The sequence below is a fragment of the Allobosea sp. genome, from assembly GCF_017308075.1.
Classification (GTDB): Bacteria; Pseudomonadota; Alphaproteobacteria; order Rhizobiales; family Beijerinckiaceae; genus Allobosea.
In genome coordinates, this window is the sequence record NZ_JAFKFX010000041.1 from 61,105 (window position 1) to 77,363 (window position 16,259).

General features: G+C 67.8%; 11 protein-coding genes. 2 read left to right on the top strand and 9 right to left on the bottom strand.

Annotated features, from left to right (window positions below; genetic code table 11):
• Positions 1 to 10: 10 nt before the first annotated feature.
• From J0J10_RS21585 to J0J10_RS21625, 9 genes are all read right to left on the bottom strand, one after another.
• Complete coding sequence (locus J0J10_RS21585) at positions 11 to 1,747, bottom strand: hypothetical protein (protein ID WP_291649051.1); 1,737 nt, start codon at positions 1,745 to 1,747, stop codon at positions 11 to 13.
• The gene (locus J0J10_RS21590; RefSeq protein ID WP_291638055.1) at positions 1,744 to 2,262 is read right to left on the bottom strand and encodes a DUF1269 domain-containing protein; all 519 of its coding nucleotides are present in this window, start codon (positions 2,260 to 2,262) and stop codon (positions 1,744 to 1,746) included. Before J0J10_RS21590 ends, J0J10_RS21585 begins: the two co-directional genes overlap by 4 nt.
• Positions 2,262 to 3,818 carry a leucyl aminopeptidase gene (locus J0J10_RS21595; RefSeq protein ID WP_291649053.1) on the bottom strand — a complete coding sequence of 519 codons (1,557 nt, stop codon included), beginning with the start codon at positions 3,816 to 3,818 and terminating at the stop codon, positions 2,262 to 2,264. Before J0J10_RS21595 ends, J0J10_RS21590 begins: the two co-directional genes overlap by 1 nt.
• Before the next feature lie 86 nt (positions 3,819 to 3,904).
• Positions 3,905 to 5,047, bottom strand: coding sequence for an efflux RND transporter periplasmic adaptor subunit (locus J0J10_RS21600; protein ID WP_291649055.1), 1,143 nt, complete (start codon positions 5,045 to 5,047; stop codon positions 3,905 to 3,907).
• Positions 5,044 to 8,127: an efflux RND transporter permease subunit gene (locus J0J10_RS21605; protein WP_291649056.1), complete on the bottom strand. Its 3,084-nt coding sequence runs from the start codon at positions 8,125 to 8,127 to the stop codon at positions 5,044 to 5,046. Before J0J10_RS21605 ends, J0J10_RS21600 begins: the two co-directional genes overlap by 4 nt.
• A complete protein-coding gene (locus J0J10_RS21610; protein ID WP_291649057.1) occupies positions 8,124 to 9,230 on the bottom strand; it encodes an efflux RND transporter periplasmic adaptor subunit in 1,107 nt (368 codons plus the stop codon). The genes J0J10_RS21605 and J0J10_RS21610 overlap by 4 nt, the downstream gene beginning before the upstream one ends.
• 247 nt (positions 9,231 to 9,477) lie before the next feature.
• Entirely contained in the window at positions 9,478 to 10,686 is a 1,209-nt protein-coding gene (locus J0J10_RS21615; protein ID WP_291649058.1) for an MFS transporter, read from the bottom strand.
• A complete protein-coding gene (locus J0J10_RS21620; protein WP_291649059.1) occupies positions 10,683 to 11,723 on the bottom strand; it encodes a helix-turn-helix transcriptional regulator in 1,041 nt (346 codons plus the stop codon). The genes J0J10_RS21615 and J0J10_RS21620 overlap by 4 nt, the downstream gene beginning before the upstream one ends.
• A 192-nt stretch (positions 11,724 to 11,915) precedes the next feature.
• Complete coding sequence (locus J0J10_RS21625; RefSeq protein ID WP_291649061.1) at positions 11,916 to 13,028, bottom strand: alpha/beta hydrolase; 1,113 nt, start codon at positions 13,026 to 13,028, stop codon at positions 11,916 to 11,918.
• A 418-nt stretch (positions 13,029 to 13,446) separates the two neighbouring features.
• Between J0J10_RS21625 and J0J10_RS21630 the strand changes: the two genes are divergently transcribed.
• Positions 13,447 to 14,997, top strand: a complete 1,551-nt coding sequence (locus J0J10_RS21630; RefSeq protein ID WP_291649063.1) for an AbgT family transporter — start codon at positions 13,447 to 13,449, stop codon at positions 14,995 to 14,997.
• A gap of 47 nt (positions 14,998 to 15,044) precedes the next feature.
• Positions 15,045 to 16,256 carry a M20/M25/M40 family metallo-hydrolase gene (locus J0J10_RS21635; RefSeq protein WP_291649064.1) on the top strand — a complete coding sequence of 404 codons (1,212 nt, stop codon included), beginning with the start codon at positions 15,045 to 15,047 and terminating at the stop codon, positions 16,254 to 16,256.
• Positions 16,257 to 16,259: the final 3 nt, after the last annotated feature.

Consider the following 16,259-nt stretch of genomic DNA (forward strand, 5'->3'; position numbering starts at 1 on the left):
GCCGGGGACGTCATGCCGACTTCACCAGGCCGGAGAACCCGGCGACGGCGAGCAGGCTCAACGCCCAGCCGACCAGCGACTGGAAGTAGAAATAGGTGATCGCGACGCGCCCGCCCGGCTTGGCGGGGTTCGGCCGCCAGAAGGTCCGCTGGCCCATGTCGAGCACGGGCAGCAGCGTGTCGAGCGAATACATCCACGGGCTGAAGGCCGGATAGCTCGAGGCCTCCCAGCGTTCGCGGAAACAGGCGAGCTGGGTCTGGCCGGGGGCGGCCAGCCCCTGCGACTGGTTGCTGGCGAGGAGCGTGCGCTGCTCGCTGGTCTCGATGCCGCAGAGCGTCCATTCGGGGGCGCGCAGCACCACGGCGCTGTTCGGCATCACGGCGCCCTGTCGTTCGGCATAGGCGAAGATGCCGACGCCGAGGACCCAGAACAGCAGGAGCCAGACGAAGGCGAGCAGCGGCTGGCGGCCATAGGCCAGGGTCATGCCGAGAATGCCGTCGGTCGCGGTCAGGAGTGCGCGCAGGACCGGCTTTTTGGCGCGCTTGCGCCTGGCCTGGCGCTGCAGGCGCTCCTTGACGATGAGCACGGCGCGAGCGTCCTCGCCATGGCCCATTTCGCGGAAGACCGAGGCCAGTTGCTCATAGGGTTGCGGCCAGAAATCCTCGCCCCAGCGCTCGGGCTCCTGGCGCGCCAGCCAGTCGAGCCGGCTTGCGGCATCGACCGGTCCATCGATGAAGGCGCCGTAGCGGCAGCGATTCAGCAGCAGGTCGCCGGGCGCCGGCCAGCAAGCGGCTTCGTCATGGATGGTGCCGATGGTGGCGCCGGTCAGGGCCAGCGTGCCGTTCACCTTGGCGCCCCGGCGCAGGAAGAAGGCGCCCTTGATCACGCTGCGTGCCAATTCGAGCGCAATGCCGCCGGGCACGCCGAGGACCGCACCGGATGCGTCGACATCGCCGCCGATCTGTGCGGCGCTGAGGCGTGCTTCGCCTTCGAGCCGAGCGCTGCGGAGCACGACGCTGCCGCGAATTTCGGCCTCGCTGGCCTCGATCGCCGTCCCTTCATCACGGGTGATCGCGGCGCCGGCGCAGTCGAGATCGGCCGTCAGGACCGCGCCGGAGAGATTGATCCCGCCGCGCATCGTCGTGCCGCGGGCAAGGACATTGCGGACTTCGAGGCTCGGCGCGAGCAGGGCATAGCCGTCGGAGACGCGCAGGGTCGCGCCATCGCATTCGAGATTGCCGCCGAGGCGCGCCTGGACGAGATTGACCTCGCCGCCGATCTCGGCGCCACGCAGATAGATGCCGCCGCGCGCTTCCAGACGCTCGGCCTGCAGGCCGGGCAGCTGCGAGCCGTCGAGGAACAGCCGGTTGATGATCGCCGCCCTCAGGACCGGCGTTTCCTCGAAATGACAGTCGTTCAGGCCGATGTCGCGGAAGACGCGGCAGGCCTCGAGATCGAGAATGCCGCTGATCCAGGCGCCGCTGATCCGGACGCCCTTCTCATGCGGCCGGCAGCCCTCCTCGCCGCCCAGCATGAGGAAGCGCAGGAAACCGGCGCGGACGACCCGCGCCGGAGCGGGCTCGGGCGGGCGCGAGCCGTCGCCCAGCCGGTCGAAATTGCCGGAAAGCAGCTTGGCGACGACTTCCTCCTCCGCCGGGAGGAGTGGCCGGAAGTCGTCGAGGCGCGCGGTCGGATTGGCCCATTGGGCCAGTTCGCCTCCCGCTCCGGCGCCCCATTCCAGCGTCATGGGGTGGCGGGCGCGGCCGTCTCGGTCGCGGCATGCGCGGACAGCGCCTCGCGCAGCGCCGCTTCCTTGGTCTCGTCGAAGGAGGTGCGCATCAGCGTGCCGCCGACGCCCTTGAGATCGGCGAGGACCTTGTCGGTGGTCATCTTGCGGATCAGGAGGAAGAGCCCGGCCGAGTTCGGCTGCAGCGCGCCGGCGGCATCCTTCATGAACTGGTCGTTGATGCCGACATCGCTGAGCTTGCCGCCGAGCGCGCCCGAGGCGGCGCCGATCGCGGTGCCGAGCAGGGGCGCCAGGAAGATGAAGCCGATCAGCGTGCCCCAGAGCGCGCCCGAAGCGGCGCCCGCGGTGGTGAGGTTGAGCATCTGGTTGAGCTTGACCTGGCCTTTCTCGTCCTTGGTGACGACGACGGCGTCGCCGAGCTCGATCAGATATTCGCGCTGGAGGGAGAGGACCTTCTGGCGGACCTCCTCGGCCTTCTGCTCGGAGGGGAAGGCGATGAAGACGAGATCGCTCATCAGTGCAGCTCCATGTTTGCACGGGGGGCTCGGCCTTGCGTCGCCACTCCGGCGCGGCCAATGAGAAATTCCGCCAGCAGCGGGACGGGGCGACCGGTGGAAGCCTTGGCGGCGCCCGCGGTCGAGGCGGTGCCGGCAATGTCGAGATGCGCCCAGGGATAGGCCCTGGCGAAGCGGGAGAGGAAACAGGCCGCGGTGATCGCGCCCGCCGCGCGTCCGCCGAGACTGCCGGCGTCGGGCAGACTGCCGCCGGGCTGGCCGAAATAATCGTCCCAGAGCGGAAGCTGCCAAGCGCGATCGCCGGACATGCCTCCGCAGTGCAGCAGTTCGGCGGCCAGGGTCTCGTCATTGGCGAACAGGCCGCTCGCATGCGAACCCAGCGCCGCGACGCAGGCCTCGGTCAGGGTGGCGACGTCGATCACGCAGGCCGGCTTGAAGCGCTCGGCATAGGTCAGCACGTCACAGAGCAGCAGCCGGCCTTCGGTGTCATCGGACCCCATCTCGATGGTCTGGCCGGACATCGAAGTCACCACGTCGCCGGGTCTGCCGCCATGGCCGCCGGGCATGTTCTCGGCTGCAGCGATCAGGCCGACGACGTCGAGCGGCAGACCAAGCCGGGCGACCGTGCGCAGCGCGCCGAGCACGCTGCCGGCACCGCTCATGTTGAACCGCGCATCCGCGCCCTCGGCGCCCGGCGGCGGGGAGAGGTGGGCGGGACCAGCACTCATGCCCTTGCCGACGAGCACGATCGGCTTGCGTGAGGCCTTGCGGCCCTGGGGCTGCATCACGATGAGCTTGCAGGGATTGGCGGCGCCCGTGCCGGCCTGGAGGAAGGCTTCCATTCCGAGGGCTTCGAGGGCCTGGCGCTCCAGAACTTCGACCGCGAAGCCGAATTCTTCGCCCATGTCGCGGGCGGTCCTGGCCAGGAAGTCCGGGGTGCAGACATCGCTCGGCAGGTTGCCGAGCTCCTTTGCCAGGGCGACTCCTTCGGCGACGGCGATGCCTTGCCGCAGGGCCAGGACGAGTTCCAGGGTCAGGGTCTGCGGGAGGAGCAGCATGATGCTGCGCATCGGCCGGCTCCGCGCCTTTCGAGCCTGAGCCGAGGCCGGAGGGAAGAAGTTGTAGCTGCCAGAGGCGAGGTGCTGGCCGGCCTGCCGGACGCGCCAGCTCAGCGAGCGTCCGGGCACTTCATTCTCGGCCAGCGTCACGACTGCTTCCGAAACGGCGCCCTCGGCGATGGCTTTCGCCGTCGCGGCCAGAGCCCGCCAATAGGCGCTGTCGGAAAAGGCCTCGCGCTGGCCGAGGCTGACCAGCAGCGTCCGGGGTGCGGGCGAGCCTGGCAGATGATGCAGCAGGACGGTGGCGCCGGGCATCTCGGCGAGCTCGCCATGCGCCATGATCTGGGAGAGTCGGCCTGCGGTGCTGGCATCGAGGCGAGCGGCGGAGCCGCTCACCGGCCCGGTGCTGAACAGGCCGATGACGAGCAACTCGGTCCGGAGTCTTTCGGCATCGCCGACCACCGGCATGATTTCCAGAGAATGTCTCCAGGAAGGCATCGTCGCATCGCTTGGTTGAGGAGGATTCTGCCGGATGGCGGGCGGAATACAGCTCTCCACGAGCCGCGGAGCGAAGGACGCTCCGCTTATGAGGGGGGTAAGGTCGGGCGGCCCTCCGGGCTTCCAAGCGCGGCGGTACGGTCAGGAGCCGTCGGCAACTGGCGGATGCGCTGTCCCGGCAGCAGCGCCTGGATCCCGCCGCTGACCACGATTTCGCCGGGGGTGAGGCCCTGCGAGACGATGACCTGGTTCGGGTCGAAGCGCATCACGTCGATGTTGCGCAGGGAGACGGTCGATTTTGCGGGATCGACGACCCAGACCGCCGGCGAGGAGCCTTGCTGGGTCAGGGCGCTCGCCGGAACGGCGATGATCGCGGCAGACGCGGTCTCGACTGTGCCGACGACGGTCGATCCGAGCCGCATCGCCTCCGGCGGGTCACTCAGCCCGACCCGGATGGCGAAGGTGCGCGTGACGGGGTCGGCCTGCGGCGCAATCTCGCGGACGCGGCCGAGCGCGGTGACACCGGGAGCATCGGCAAGAGCGACGCGGACCATGGTCTCGCCCGACTTCTTCTCGAGCAGGCTGGCGGGAATGTTGAAGACGGCGTCGCGGCCGTCATCGCGGGCGAGCTGGGCGATGACCTGGCCGGGCTGAACGACCTCGCCGGGCTCGACATTGCGGACGGTCACCGTGCCGGCGACTGAGGCCCGCAGCTCGGTGAAGCCGAGCCGGTCCTGCGCCAGTTCGAGCTGGGCCTCGGCATTCTCGAGCTGGGCCTGGGCCGCCTCCTGCGCCTTGAGCGCCTGGTCGAAGCGCGGCCGGGTGGTGAAGCCCTGGGCCATCAGCCGTTCCTGGCGCTCGAAAGTGCTGCGCGCGGTGCTGACCTCGCCCCTGGCCGCATCCAGCGCCGCCTTGGCCGCGGTCAAGGCGTTGCGCTCCAGCGTCGGGTCGAGGCGGGCGACGAGCTGCCCGGCGGCGACGCGATCGCCGACATTGACCGGCCGTTCGGTGACGCGGCCGCCGATGCGGAAGGCGAGGCCGACATTCTTCTCGGCCTGGATCTCGCCGCTGAGCTGGATTTCGTTGGCGAGCTTGCCGGCCTCGACGGTGACGACGCGGACGAAGCGCCCTTCCGCCGGCGCGGCCGGCTCGTTCTGGCAGGCGGCCAGTGCGAGCAGCAGTAGCGCTGCGGCCGCGGGACGAAGGCGAAATGCCGAAGGATGGGTCATGGCGCAGCAGCTCCCGCGACAGCCTTGGCACCGGGCTCGGCCGCCTTGGGCGCGGCGGAGCCACGGGCGAAGACGGTGACATAGAGGACCGGCAGCAGGATCAGGGTCAGCACGGTCGCGACCAGCAGCCCGCCCATGATGGCGAAGGCCATCGGTCCCCAGAACACCGTCGGCGCGATCGGGATCATGCCCAGAACCGTCGAGACGGCGGTCAGCATGATCGGCCGGAAGCGGGTCGAGGCTGCATCGAGCGCCGCATCTGTGATGCTCTTGCCACTCTCGCGCTCGCTCTCGATCTGGCCAATCAGGATAACCGCGTTCTTGGTGATGATGCCGATCAGCGCGAGGATGCCGAGCAGGGCGACGAAGCCGAGCGGCATGCGCGAGAGCAGCAGGGCGCTGACCACGCCGATCATGCCGAGAGGCGCGATGCTGAGCACGATCGCCAACAGGCGGAAGCTGCGGAGCTGCAGCATCAGCACCGTGAACATGATCAGCAGCATCACCGGCACGACCGCGATGACCGAAGCCTGCGAGATCGCGCTTTCCTCGACCGTGCCGCCGAGCGCGATGCCGTAGCCGGCGGGCAGGGTCTTGCGCAGCTCCTCGATGCCGGAGGCGAGCCCGCTGACGACGGTTTCGGGCAGGACGCCCGGCTTGACGTCGGCGGCGACCGTCAGGGTCGGGATGCGATCGCGCCGCCAGATCAGCGGCGAATCGAGCCCGTAGCTAAAGGTCGCGAACTGCGAGAGCGGCACCTGCCGCCCGCTCGGCAGCGCGACCTGCATGGTCCGCAGCGTGTCGAGCGAGAGGCGGTCGGCGTCCTGGGCCCGCACGACCACGTCGACGAGATAGATGCCGTCGCGGATCTGGGTCACCACCGTGCCGGAGACGACCGCGTTGACGATGCTCGCCAGGGCCTGCGAGCTCAGGCCGAGCCGACGGGCCTCGTCCTGGTCGACCCGCAGGCGCAGCTCGCGCATCGGCTCGATCCAGTTGAAGTTGACCATCTCGGTCTTCGGATTGGCGGCGATGACCTGCCCGACCTTCATCGCGATATTGCGAACTTCGGCGAGGTCCGGGCCGCTGACACGGTACTGCACCGGCCAGCCGACGGGGGGGCCGAGCTCGAGCGGATAGACGCGCGAGACGACGTTCGGGAAATCCTTGGCGAGCAGCGCCTCCAGCTTCTTATGCAGGCGTTCGCGTGCGGCGATGTCCTTGGCGACGACGACGGCCTGGCTGAAGAATTCATTCGGCAGCTGGGCGTTGAGCGGCAGGTAGAAGCGGATCGCGCCACGCCCGACATAGGTGCTCCAGCGCTCCACATCGGGATCGCCCTTGAGCGCGGCGTCGAGCCGGTGCGCGATGGTCTCGCTGGCATAGATCGAGGCGTTCTGCGGCGCGGTGAGATCGACCAGAAGCTCGGGCCGGTCCGAAGCGGGGAAAAACTGGCGCGGCACCAGAGCCAGCGCCAGGATCGAGGCGGCGAAGAGCCCGATGGTGACGGCGATGGTGAGCCAGCGCAGGCGGATCGCTCCTGCGAGCAGGCTGCGGAAGCCGCGTTCGACACGGCCGGGCCCCGGGGCCGCGGCCTTTGGTGCCTTCAGCATGGCGAGGCCGAGGACCGGGGCGAAGACGACCGCGATGAAGAATGAGACGATGAGTGCGATCGTCACCACCGCGAAGAGCGAGAAGGTGTACTCGCCGGCCGAGCTCGCGGCGAAGCCGATCGGCACGAAGCCGGCGATCGTGACGAGCGTGCCCGCCGCCATGGCGGTGGCGTAGCGCTCGAAGGCGAAGGTCGCCGCCTTCGCTTTGTCCTCGCCGGCTGCGAGCCGTGTCACCATCGCGTCGGTCGTCGTCATGGCGTCGTCGACGAGGAGTGCCAGCGCGATGATCAGCGCGCCCAGCGAGATGCGCTGCATGTCGATGCCGATGATCAGCATGCAGGCGAAGACGACGGCGAGGGTCAGCGGAATCGAAAGCGCGACGACGAGGCCCGGCCTGACGCCGAGGCTGATGAAGCTCACGACGAGGATGATCGCGATCGACTGCCAGAGCGACGTCATGAAGTCGTGGATGGCCTCGTCGACCGTGACGGCCTGATCTGCGACCAGATGCGGCTCGATGCCGTGCGGTAGGTCGGCGGTGATCTTCGCCATCGCCGTCTTGATGTTGGCGCCCAGCGCCAGGATGTCGCCGCCCTCGCGCATGGCGATGCCCAGGCCGATCGCCTCCTGGCCGTTGACGCGGAACATCGGCTGCGGCGGGTCGGCATGGCCGCGGCGCACGGTCGCTATGTCGGCGAGGCGGACCATGCGGTCGCCGACCGGGAAATTGACCTGGAGCAGGTCGGCCTCTGACTGGAAGGCACCCGAGACGCGCAGCGAAATTCGCTCCTCCGGCGTCTGGATCATGCCCGAGGGACGCACGATGTTCTGGGCCTGCAGCGCGGCCAGGAGCGCGCCGCGGTCGACGCCGAGATTGGCGAGCTCGCGCACCGAGAATTCGACGAAGATGCGCTCGTCCTGCGCGCCGATGATCTCGATCTTGGAGACGTCCGGCACCAAGAGCAGACGCGAGCGCGCCGCCTCGACATGGTCGCGCAATTCACGGCCGGTGAAGCCGTCGGCCGTGAAGCCGTAGATGATGCCGAAAGTGTCGCCGAAACGGTCGTTGAAGACCGGTCCGAGCGTGCCGGCCGGCAGGGTATGGCGCATGTCGGCGACGAGATTGCGCACACGGTACCAGGTGTCCTGCACCTCGTGACCGGGCACGGACTGCTTCAGATTGACGAAGATCGTGGTGACGCCCGGCGTTGTGTAGCTGCGGACGTTGTCGAGCCCGGGGGTCTCCTCGATCTGCCGTTCCAGGCGCTCGGTCACTTGGCTCAGCATGTCTTCCATCGTCGCGCCGGGCCAGGCTGCGGAGACGACCATGGACTTGATGACGAAGGACGGGTCCTCGTTACGGCCGAGGCGGATGAAGGCGAAGATGCCGGCCAGCACCGAGACGATCATGAGGTAGATCACGACCGAGCGGTTCTTGAGCGCCCATTCCGAGAGGTTGAAGCTCATCGCGATTCCGTCCCGGCCAGCCGCACCTGCTGGCCTTCCTTCAACTGGCTCACCCCGGCGGTGACGACGATGTCCCCGAGTGCGAGGCCCTTGCCGACCAGTGCCGTGGCGGGGTCGGCGCTGATCACTTCGAGCTTGCGCAGCGACACGGTGAACTTGGTGGGGTCGACCACCCAGACGCCCGAATCCTGCCCTTGCCGCGCCAGCGCCGTGGCCGGAATGGCGATGGCCGAGGTCTCGGCGCTGCGGATCGCGCCCGAAACCGCCGTGCCCAGCCGGAAGGATTGCGGCGGTTCGGCAAGGCCGACCCTGACCCTGAAGGTCCGCGTCACCGGATCGGCCTGGGGCGCGACCTCGCGGACGCGGCCGGTGGCGGTCACGGCCGGATCGCCGGCGAGCGCGATATGGACGCGCGCATCGGGCGGCAGAGCGCGCACGACATCCGCCGGCACCTCGAAGACGGCATCGCGTCCCTCGCGCCGGGCGAGCTGGACGATCATGCGGGCGGGAGCGACGACCTCGCCGGGCTCCGCGCCGATGCGGGTGACCACGCCCGGCGCATCGGCCTTCAGGTTGGTGAAGCCGACGATGTCCTGCGCCGAGCGGACGCTTGCCTGGGCCGCGTCGACCTGGGCCCGGGCGGCGGTGCGGCCCTGCTCCGCCGCCTCGAAATCGGCGCGCGTGGTGACGTTGCGCTCGAGCAGATGGCTCTGGCGTTCGAACTGGTTCTCGGCCTTGCGCAGCAGGCCCTGGGCCGCGGTGAGGGCGGCGCGGGCCGAGCGCAGCTCGTTGAGCTCGTTCTCCGGATCGAGCCGGGCGACGATCTCGCCCTCGCGCACGGTCGCGCCGACGCCGACGCTCCGCTCGGCCAGTCGCCCGCCGATCCGGAAGGACAGGGCGGCCTGGTCCTGCGCCTCGATATGCCCGGTGAAACTGATGTCACGGGTCTCGCGCGGCGTCTCGACCGTGATTGTGCGCACGGTCCGGACCGGCGGTGCCGGGGCGGCCTCCTCGCTCCGGCAGCCCGCGACGGCGAGCGCGATCGCAGCGAGCGCCGCGCCTTGCAGCGAGCGGGCCGTGCGGAACCTGTCGGGCTTGCCCATGCTAACCACCCGTGTGCCGAAACGGCCGCACGCTGCGCAAGAATCGCATCGGCGTCAGCGCGCAAGCAGACTGGATGTCCTGCAAGCCGTTCAAAGGCATGATCTCAATCCTCTGGCAACCGCAAGGCGACGGCGCGGAACCTTGCGCCGAGCAAAATCCGCCGCACCGTACGCTTCGGGTGACGGCAGGAACGCTACCAACAGACCGGCGGAGGCGGATGAGCTCAGAATCCCAACTCTGCGCTGGTCATCCCAATCTTTGGAGGGGCTGCTCGGCTTCGCTCGCGAGGGCCTGTGCGAGCGAGGACCTGCCCCTGAAGCCGAGCGCGACCGGGATCAGCAGCAGGAAGCCGGCCGCCGAGACGGTGGCCATCAGGCAGTAAACATGTTCGCCCCATTCACCATAGAGATGGCCCGCCAGCGTGGTCAGGACAGCCATGATCCCGGCCCAGCTCGCCGCCAGCCAGGCCTGCCCCTGGGCCAGCAGCCCGGCAGGCGCGATCCGTGCGAGCAGGAAGACGCTGCTCAGATGCGTCGCTCCGAAGGTCAGCCCGTGGGTGAACTGGAGCAGGACCAGGAAGCCGATCTGCGGATCCTGCGCCATCCCGACCCAGCGCAGGGTCGCGATCACCGCGCTGGCGGCGAGCAGAGCGGCGGCGCCGGCAGAGCCCCTCACGACATAGCCGAGCAGGCTGAAGAAGGCCATTTCCGAGACGATGCCCGCGGCCCAGAGCGCGCCCATGGTTCCGCCGGACATGCCGAGGCTCTGCCAGTGCAAGGTGCTGAAGCCGTAGACCGCGGCATGGCTGGCCTGGACGAGCGCGGCGCCGGCGATGGTGAGGACGAGCAGATGCGGCGAAGCGAGCTTCCCGGCCGGTCGCGTGGCGGCGGCGGGGCGTTCCGGGACGCGAATGACCGCCACGGCCCACGCCGCAAGCGTGGTCGCAAGGGCCGACAGAAGCAGCATTCCGATGATCGAGCTGGCAGGGAGCCAGTCCAGCATCCAGCCGGCGGAGAGGTTCGCGATCGCGAAACCCGCCGAGCCCCAGAGGCGGATACGGCCATAGCGCAATTCCGGGGTCCGCAGTTCGTTCAGGCTTCGCAAGGTGACGGCGTCGGTGAGGGCGATCAGCGGCCCCTGGGCGAGCGCGATGGCGACGACCAGCAGGAGGATCGGCAGGAAGCCGCCGGCGAAGGCGAGCAGCCCCGTGCCGATGGTGACCGCGGCCGAGCAGATGACGAGCGCCGCCCTCGCGCCTCCGCTGCGGTCGGCCAGCGCGCCGACGACCGGGTTCGCGATGATGCGGGCCAGGAGCGGCGCGGCCAGTATGATCCCGATGGCTTCGTCGCTGAGCGACTGTGCGCGCAGCCAGAGCGGAAAAAACGGCAGGTTGACGCCGAGCTCGAAGAACAGGGCGGCGTAGAGAAAGGAAAGCCGCCCGGTCGGCGCCTTCATGCCTCATGCCCGGCGTCGGCCGGGCCGGCTTCGGGCGTGCGGAGGTCGAAAGGGGCTGCTGAGAGCTGCGCCAGGCTGCGCTCGCGCGCTTCGCTCGGGCTGTGACCGAATTCGCGCCGGAAGGCCCGGCTGAAGGTGGAGTGGTCGACGAAGCCGACCTCGTTGCCGATGATGTGGATCGACGGGGAAACGCGATGCGAGCTCAGGCGGCGGTAGGCCTCGCGCAATCTTTCGCGGTTGATGAAATGGGCGACGCCGCCAGTGCTCTCGAACAGGCGGTAGAGCTTGGAGCGTGACATCGCCATCAGACGGGCCAGTTGCTCGGGGCCGAATTCGGGGGAGGCCATGTTCTGCCGGACCACCAGGCGGGCCCGGTCGATCAGCAGGGAGGCCAGAGAGGCTTCCGCCGCTTCCGCGCGGGCGGCGCGCGGGACGACGCAGGCGGCGACGAGGGCGCGCGTCGCCGCAGCGAGATCCTGAGCATGGGCCGGCGGGATATGGGGCAGTTGCCGGGCCAGGTTGTCCATATAGCCTGCGAGCAAGGCGCCAAGCTGGGGATTGATGTCGAGCGCATGCGCCTGTTCGAAATCGTCGCGCTCGTTGCGGCAGAAATCCCTCGGCAGGAACAGGGTCAGGACCTCGGTATCCTCGGCCTGGCCTTCGAATGGCAGGGCGAGCGACCGAAAGCTGATGTTCGGCCGCGCGGCCGCGAGATAGTCGCCGCCCCGTCTCGGATAGGAACGTGCGGACACCACGCACCAATGGTCCAGGAAGGAGCGGGGGCGGTGCCGCCAGTGTCGGGCCGGCGTGTTGGAATACAAGGTTCGCGTGAGGATGATGTTGCCGAAGGTCCAGGAGGAGAATTCGACGGCGAAGGATTCCGAGGTTGCGGGTGTCGGCAGGAGGTCGATCGTGTCAGAAAGCAGCGAGCGCCACGCTTCGAACTGATCGCGCGCAGGCAGATCCCTCGTCGAGAAACTCTGGACGAAGACGGGCCCGGTCGGCGCATGCGGAGTGCTGTGAGTGGAAGTTGTCACGCCGCCTTCCTTTTTAATGGTGCCAGTTGGGACTTCCAGGATTGCAGTCAACGTGCGCCCGATTCCAGTTCATCTTGGATGATTTCGTCAACCTGTATTCGGTCTGATTAGATTTCTTTTGTTTTGGATCAATTCTGAATTTCGATCTGAAGGTCTGATCCGGCTTTGCGCTTTCCGGGCCGGACGTTTCCTCTAGCGCAGGGATGCGGCATCGAAGATGCGGATCGGGGCGGTGACGAAGAGGCTGGCCGCCGAACCGAGCGCATCCGCAGCCGCCAGCGGCGGGGATATGTCCGTGTCCGTGATGACCTGGCCCTGCAGCAGCCGGTCTCCGATCAGACGGACGGCATCGGGGCTGGCGGCATAGAGATCGTGGTTGATGCGGTCGCCGGCGTTGATGGCGCTGAGATCTAGCACGGTGATGCCCGACAGTCCGGCAAACTGCTGCTGGTACTCGTCGCGGGTCAGGTCGATGCCGCCGAGGCGCGTCGCCCCCCTGGAGATGAAGCGCGAGAGCTGCAGCGCCCGATCATGCTGGGCGACGAACAGGGTGATCTGCGGCCGGCGCTTGCCCATATCCTCGACCTGGCGCCGGAACACGCCGACATCGAGGTCGGGCGAGGCGAGGATCAGATTGCTGATCTTGCGCGGCACGCCGCCCTGCTCGAGCGCGAGCTGGCGGACAGCCTCGACGGCCGGCCAGCTGCCCATGGAATGGGCGAGGATGACGATGTCGCTGACGGACGGGCTGTTCGCCGCGGCCTTCAAGAGATAGGCGAGGTCCGAGCGCGAATAGGAGGCGTTGTCGAAATCGCGGGCATAGTCGAGCAAATGGCCGCGCGATGGCCAGGAGAACAGGGCCGGCAGCGCATTCGCATCGGCATCGTGTGCGAGTTGCGCAAAGCGGAAGACCGCCCGGTCGAACGGCGTGTTGAAGCCGTGCACGAAGACGAAGACGCGACGCTTCCGGCCATTCGCCTTGTTGAACCAGGACGCCAGCTGCGGCTTGGCGATCGGCGTCACCGAGCTGACGGTGAAATCCGTCTCCGGATTGCCGGGGACAGAACGCGGCAATTGGATGGTGCCGACCTCGCGGTCGCGCGGGATCGAGACGACGATGTTGGAGAAGGAGACGGCGTCTCCGCGATCGCCGCTGAACAGGACGCCCGGCTCGGCCGAAGGCGCGCGCGTCGTCGCGGTGAGCATGTCGACCCGGTCGGTGCCCGGAACAGCGGGCACAATCTGCAGCATGCCGGTCGGTGCGGAGGCGCAGGCGCCGAGGCCGAGCGCGCAGGCCAGCGCCATGACGGCATGTCGCCAAGGACCGCGGTTTCGATTCGCAGTCACCACCGGACTCCAGAATGTGAACGCCGGGCCGCCGGAGCGTGAGATGGACAGCACAAGAGAGATTCGCTTCGATTTCCGCGCAATCGGTGTCACTTTGGCCATCCGCGCTGCGGCTGTGAATCGGAGGCTCACTCAAGGTCATGACAGGATAAAGAAGCCACCCGGTAGCAGCAAGCTCGCGGTCGCCGGGCTTTGATAGGCTTCGGAGGTAACTTTGGGACAGGCGGCCCACTTTTTGGGATTCTGTGCCGATGCCCATTCCGCAAGGCGATCTAAGTTTCCGAGAATACGCACCGGCTCTGTGCCCGGTCATCACATTTGTACCGACGCAGTCCTTCCAGGGTGCGCCAATGCCAGGCTCGGGGGAGAAGGCACTATGACTGTCGAGAGCACGGCGCCGAAGACGACGATGCAGCGATTTCTCGATACCGTCGAGAAAGTCGGGAACATGGTTCCCCATCCGGTCATCATCTTCCTGATCCTGATCGGTATCGTCATCGTCCTTTCCGCCGTGCTGAGCCTGTTCGGCGCAGCCGTCACCTTCGAGCGGATCAATCCCGACACGCACAAGGTCGAGACGGCCTCCACGGCGATCCGGAGCCTTCTGAACGTCGAAGGCATCCGCTTCATGTATTCCTCGCTGATCCCCAACTTCATGAGCTTCACCGCGGTGGGGCTGATGATCGTCGCGATGATCGGCGCCGGCGTCGCCGAGGAATCGGGGCTCGTCACCGCGCTGATCCGCAAGCTCGTGATCGTCTCGCCGGCCTGGGCGCTGACCTATATCCTCGCCTTCGTCGGCATCCTCGCCTCGATCGCCGCCGATGCGGGCTATCTCGTGCTGATTCCGCTCGCCGGCATCGCCTATCTCGCGGTCGGGCGGAATCCGCTGGCGGGCCTGGCACTCGGCTTCGCGGCGGTCGCCGGCGCCTTCACCGTCAACATGCTGATCAAGCCGCTGGACGCGGTGCTGGTCGAGTTCACCAATGACGCTGCGCGCCTCGTCGATCCCAATCGCTCGATCGGCCTCGCCTCCAATCTCTGGTTCTCGATCGCCTCGGTGATCTTCCTTACCGTCGTCGTCGCCTTCATCACCGACAAGATGATCGCGCCGCGCCTGGGCGCCTACGACCCGTCCAAGGCGGCAGAGGGCACCACCACCGAGCAGGGCGCCGTGCTGTCGGAATCGGAGACGCGCGGGCTGCGCTATGCCGGGTTCGGCATGCTCGGGCTGATCGCTGTCTTCCTCGTGCTCACCGTCCCGTCCTGGGCGCCGTTGCGCAATCCGACCACCGGTGAGCTGATCGGCAACTCGCCCTTCATGAACGGGCTGATCGCCCTGATCATGCTGATGTTCCTGGTCAGCGGCTGGTGCTACGGCATCGGCGCCGGGACGCTGCGGACTCTGACCGAGGTGATCGCGGCGATCGAGAAGTCGATCAAGAGCATGGGCGGCACGATCTTCCTGTTCTTCGTGCTCAGCCAGTTCGTCGCCTATTTCACCTATACCAATATCGGCACGGTGATGGCGCTCAGCCTGTCGGGCGTCCTGCAGGCGGCCAATATCGGCGCGCTGCCGCTGCTGCTCGGCTTCATCGTGGTGGTCGCGATCATCGACCTCCTGCTCACCGGCGCCATCGCAAAATGGGCGATCTTCGCCCCGGTCTTCGTGCCGCTGCTGATGAAGCTCGGCGTCGAGCCCGAGGCGGTGCTGGCAGCCTATCGCGTCGGCGATTCCCCGATGAACGCGATCACCCCGCTCAACGCCTATTTCGCCCTCGTCGTCGGCTTCGCCCAGAAATACGACCGCAATGCCGGCGTCGGCACCATCGTCTCGCTGATGCTGCCCTATGTCGTGTGGATGTTCGTGCTGTGGACCGCGCTCTTCGCGGTCTGGAAGATGCTGGGCCTGCCTTGGGGCCTCTGATCGACCGCCGGATCCACATTTAAAATCAATCCAGACCCAACCCTCGGATGGATGTCATGAGCACTGCCAATATCCCCCTCGATGTCGAAGGCGCGATCGACCACCTGATGAACTTCCTCTCGGTCGAGGGCGTCACCGGCGAGGAGGCTGCGATCGCTGCCGCGGTCAGCGAAGCCCTGAAGAAGGCCGGCGTGCCCGCTTCCGCGATCCGCTTCGACGATGCCAATGCGCGCATCCCGGTGCCGACCCAGACCGGCAACCTGATCGTCGACCTGCCCGGCACCAAGCCCGGCCCGCGGCTGATGTTCTCGACCCATCTCGACACGGTGCCGCTTTGCGCCGGCGCCAAGCCGAAGCGCGAGGGCGACCGGATCGTCTCCGACGGCACGACCGCGCTCGGCGGCGATGCCCGCACCGGTGTCGCGCTGCTCGTGGTGCTGGCCGAGACGCTGCTCAAGCACAAGCTGCCGCATCCGCCGATCACGCTGCTCTTCACGGTTCGCGAGGAGAGCGGCCTGCACGGTGCCCGCGAGCTCAACCCGGCCGAACTCGGCAGGCCGGTGATGTGCATCAATGTCGACGGTCAGCTCGCCTCCGAGCTGATCATCGGCGCGGTCGGCCAGGAGAACTGGGAAGTCGAGATCAAGGGCAAGGCCTCCCATGCCGGCGTCGCGCCGGATAGAGGCATCTCGGCGACCCTGGTCGGCGCGCTCGGCCTCGCCGAGGCGAAGCGCACCGGCTGGTTCGGCAAGGTCGTCAAGGGCGACGAGTTCGGCACCAGCAATATCGGCATCTTCGGCGGCAAGAACGGCAAGCCGGCCGGCGACGCCACCAATGTCGTCACCGACTACGCCTTCCTGAAGGGCGAGGCGCGCAGCCCCGAGCTGAGCTTCGCCACCAAGATCGTCGATGGCTACGAGGCGGCCTTCGCCAAGGCCAAGGCCGAGGTCACGGACCATGAGGGCGAGACCGCGGAGGTGACCTTCCGCCGGGCCGCCGCCTATCCGCCCTTCAAGCTCGCCGACGACGCCAAGGTCGTAAAGCGTGCGACCAAGGCGCTCGAGCTGCTCGGCATCAAGCCGACCTATCTGTTCTCGAATGGCGGGCTCGATGCGAACTGGCTCGACAGGGCCGGCATCCCGACCATCACCATCGGCGCCGGCCAGGCCGAGATCCATACGATCAAAGAGTTCGTGAAGCTCGACGAATATGAGAAGGGCTGCCGGCTCGGCATCCTGATGGCGACGCTCGAAGACTAAAGA

Excerpts from the sequence above, each read along its gene's own strand:
- J0J10_RS21635 (WP_291649064.1), top strand. The coding sequence starts at position 15,045 with ATGGATGTCATGAGCACTGCCAATATCCCCCTCGATGTCGAAGGCGCG.
- J0J10_RS21625 (WP_291649061.1), bottom strand. The coding sequence starts at position 13,028 with ATGGCGCTGGCCTGCGCGCTCGGCCTCGGCGCCTGCGCCTCCGCACCG.
- J0J10_RS21605 (WP_291649056.1), bottom strand. The coding sequence starts at position 8,127 with ATGAGCTTCAACCTCTCGGAATGGGCGCTCAAGAACCGCTCGGTCGTG.
- J0J10_RS21630 (WP_291649063.1), top strand. The coding sequence starts at position 13,447 with ATGACTGTCGAGAGCACGGCGCCGAAGACGACGATGCAGCGATTTCTC.
- J0J10_RS21615 (WP_291649058.1), bottom strand. The coding sequence starts at position 10,686 with ATGAAGGCGCCGACCGGGCGGCTTTCCTTTCTCTACGCCGCCCTGTTC.
- J0J10_RS21590 (WP_291638055.1), bottom strand. The coding sequence starts at position 2,262 with ATGAGCGATCTCGTCTTCATCGCCTTCCCCTCCGAGCAGAAGGCCGAG.
- J0J10_RS21585 (WP_291649051.1), bottom strand. The coding sequence starts at position 1,747 with ATGACGCTGGAATGGGGCGCCGGAGCGGGAGGCGAACTGGCCCAATGG.
- J0J10_RS21610 (WP_291649057.1), bottom strand. The coding sequence starts at position 9,230 with ATGGGCAAGCCCGACAGGTTCCGCACGGCCCGCTCGCTGCAAGGCGCG.
- J0J10_RS21600 (WP_291649055.1), bottom strand. The coding sequence starts at position 5,047 with ATGACCCATCCTTCGGCATTTCGCCTTCGTCCCGCGGCCGCAGCGCTA.
- J0J10_RS21595 (WP_291649053.1), bottom strand. The coding sequence starts at position 3,818 with ATGCCTTCCTGGAGACATTCTCTGGAAATCATGCCGGTGGTCGGCGAT.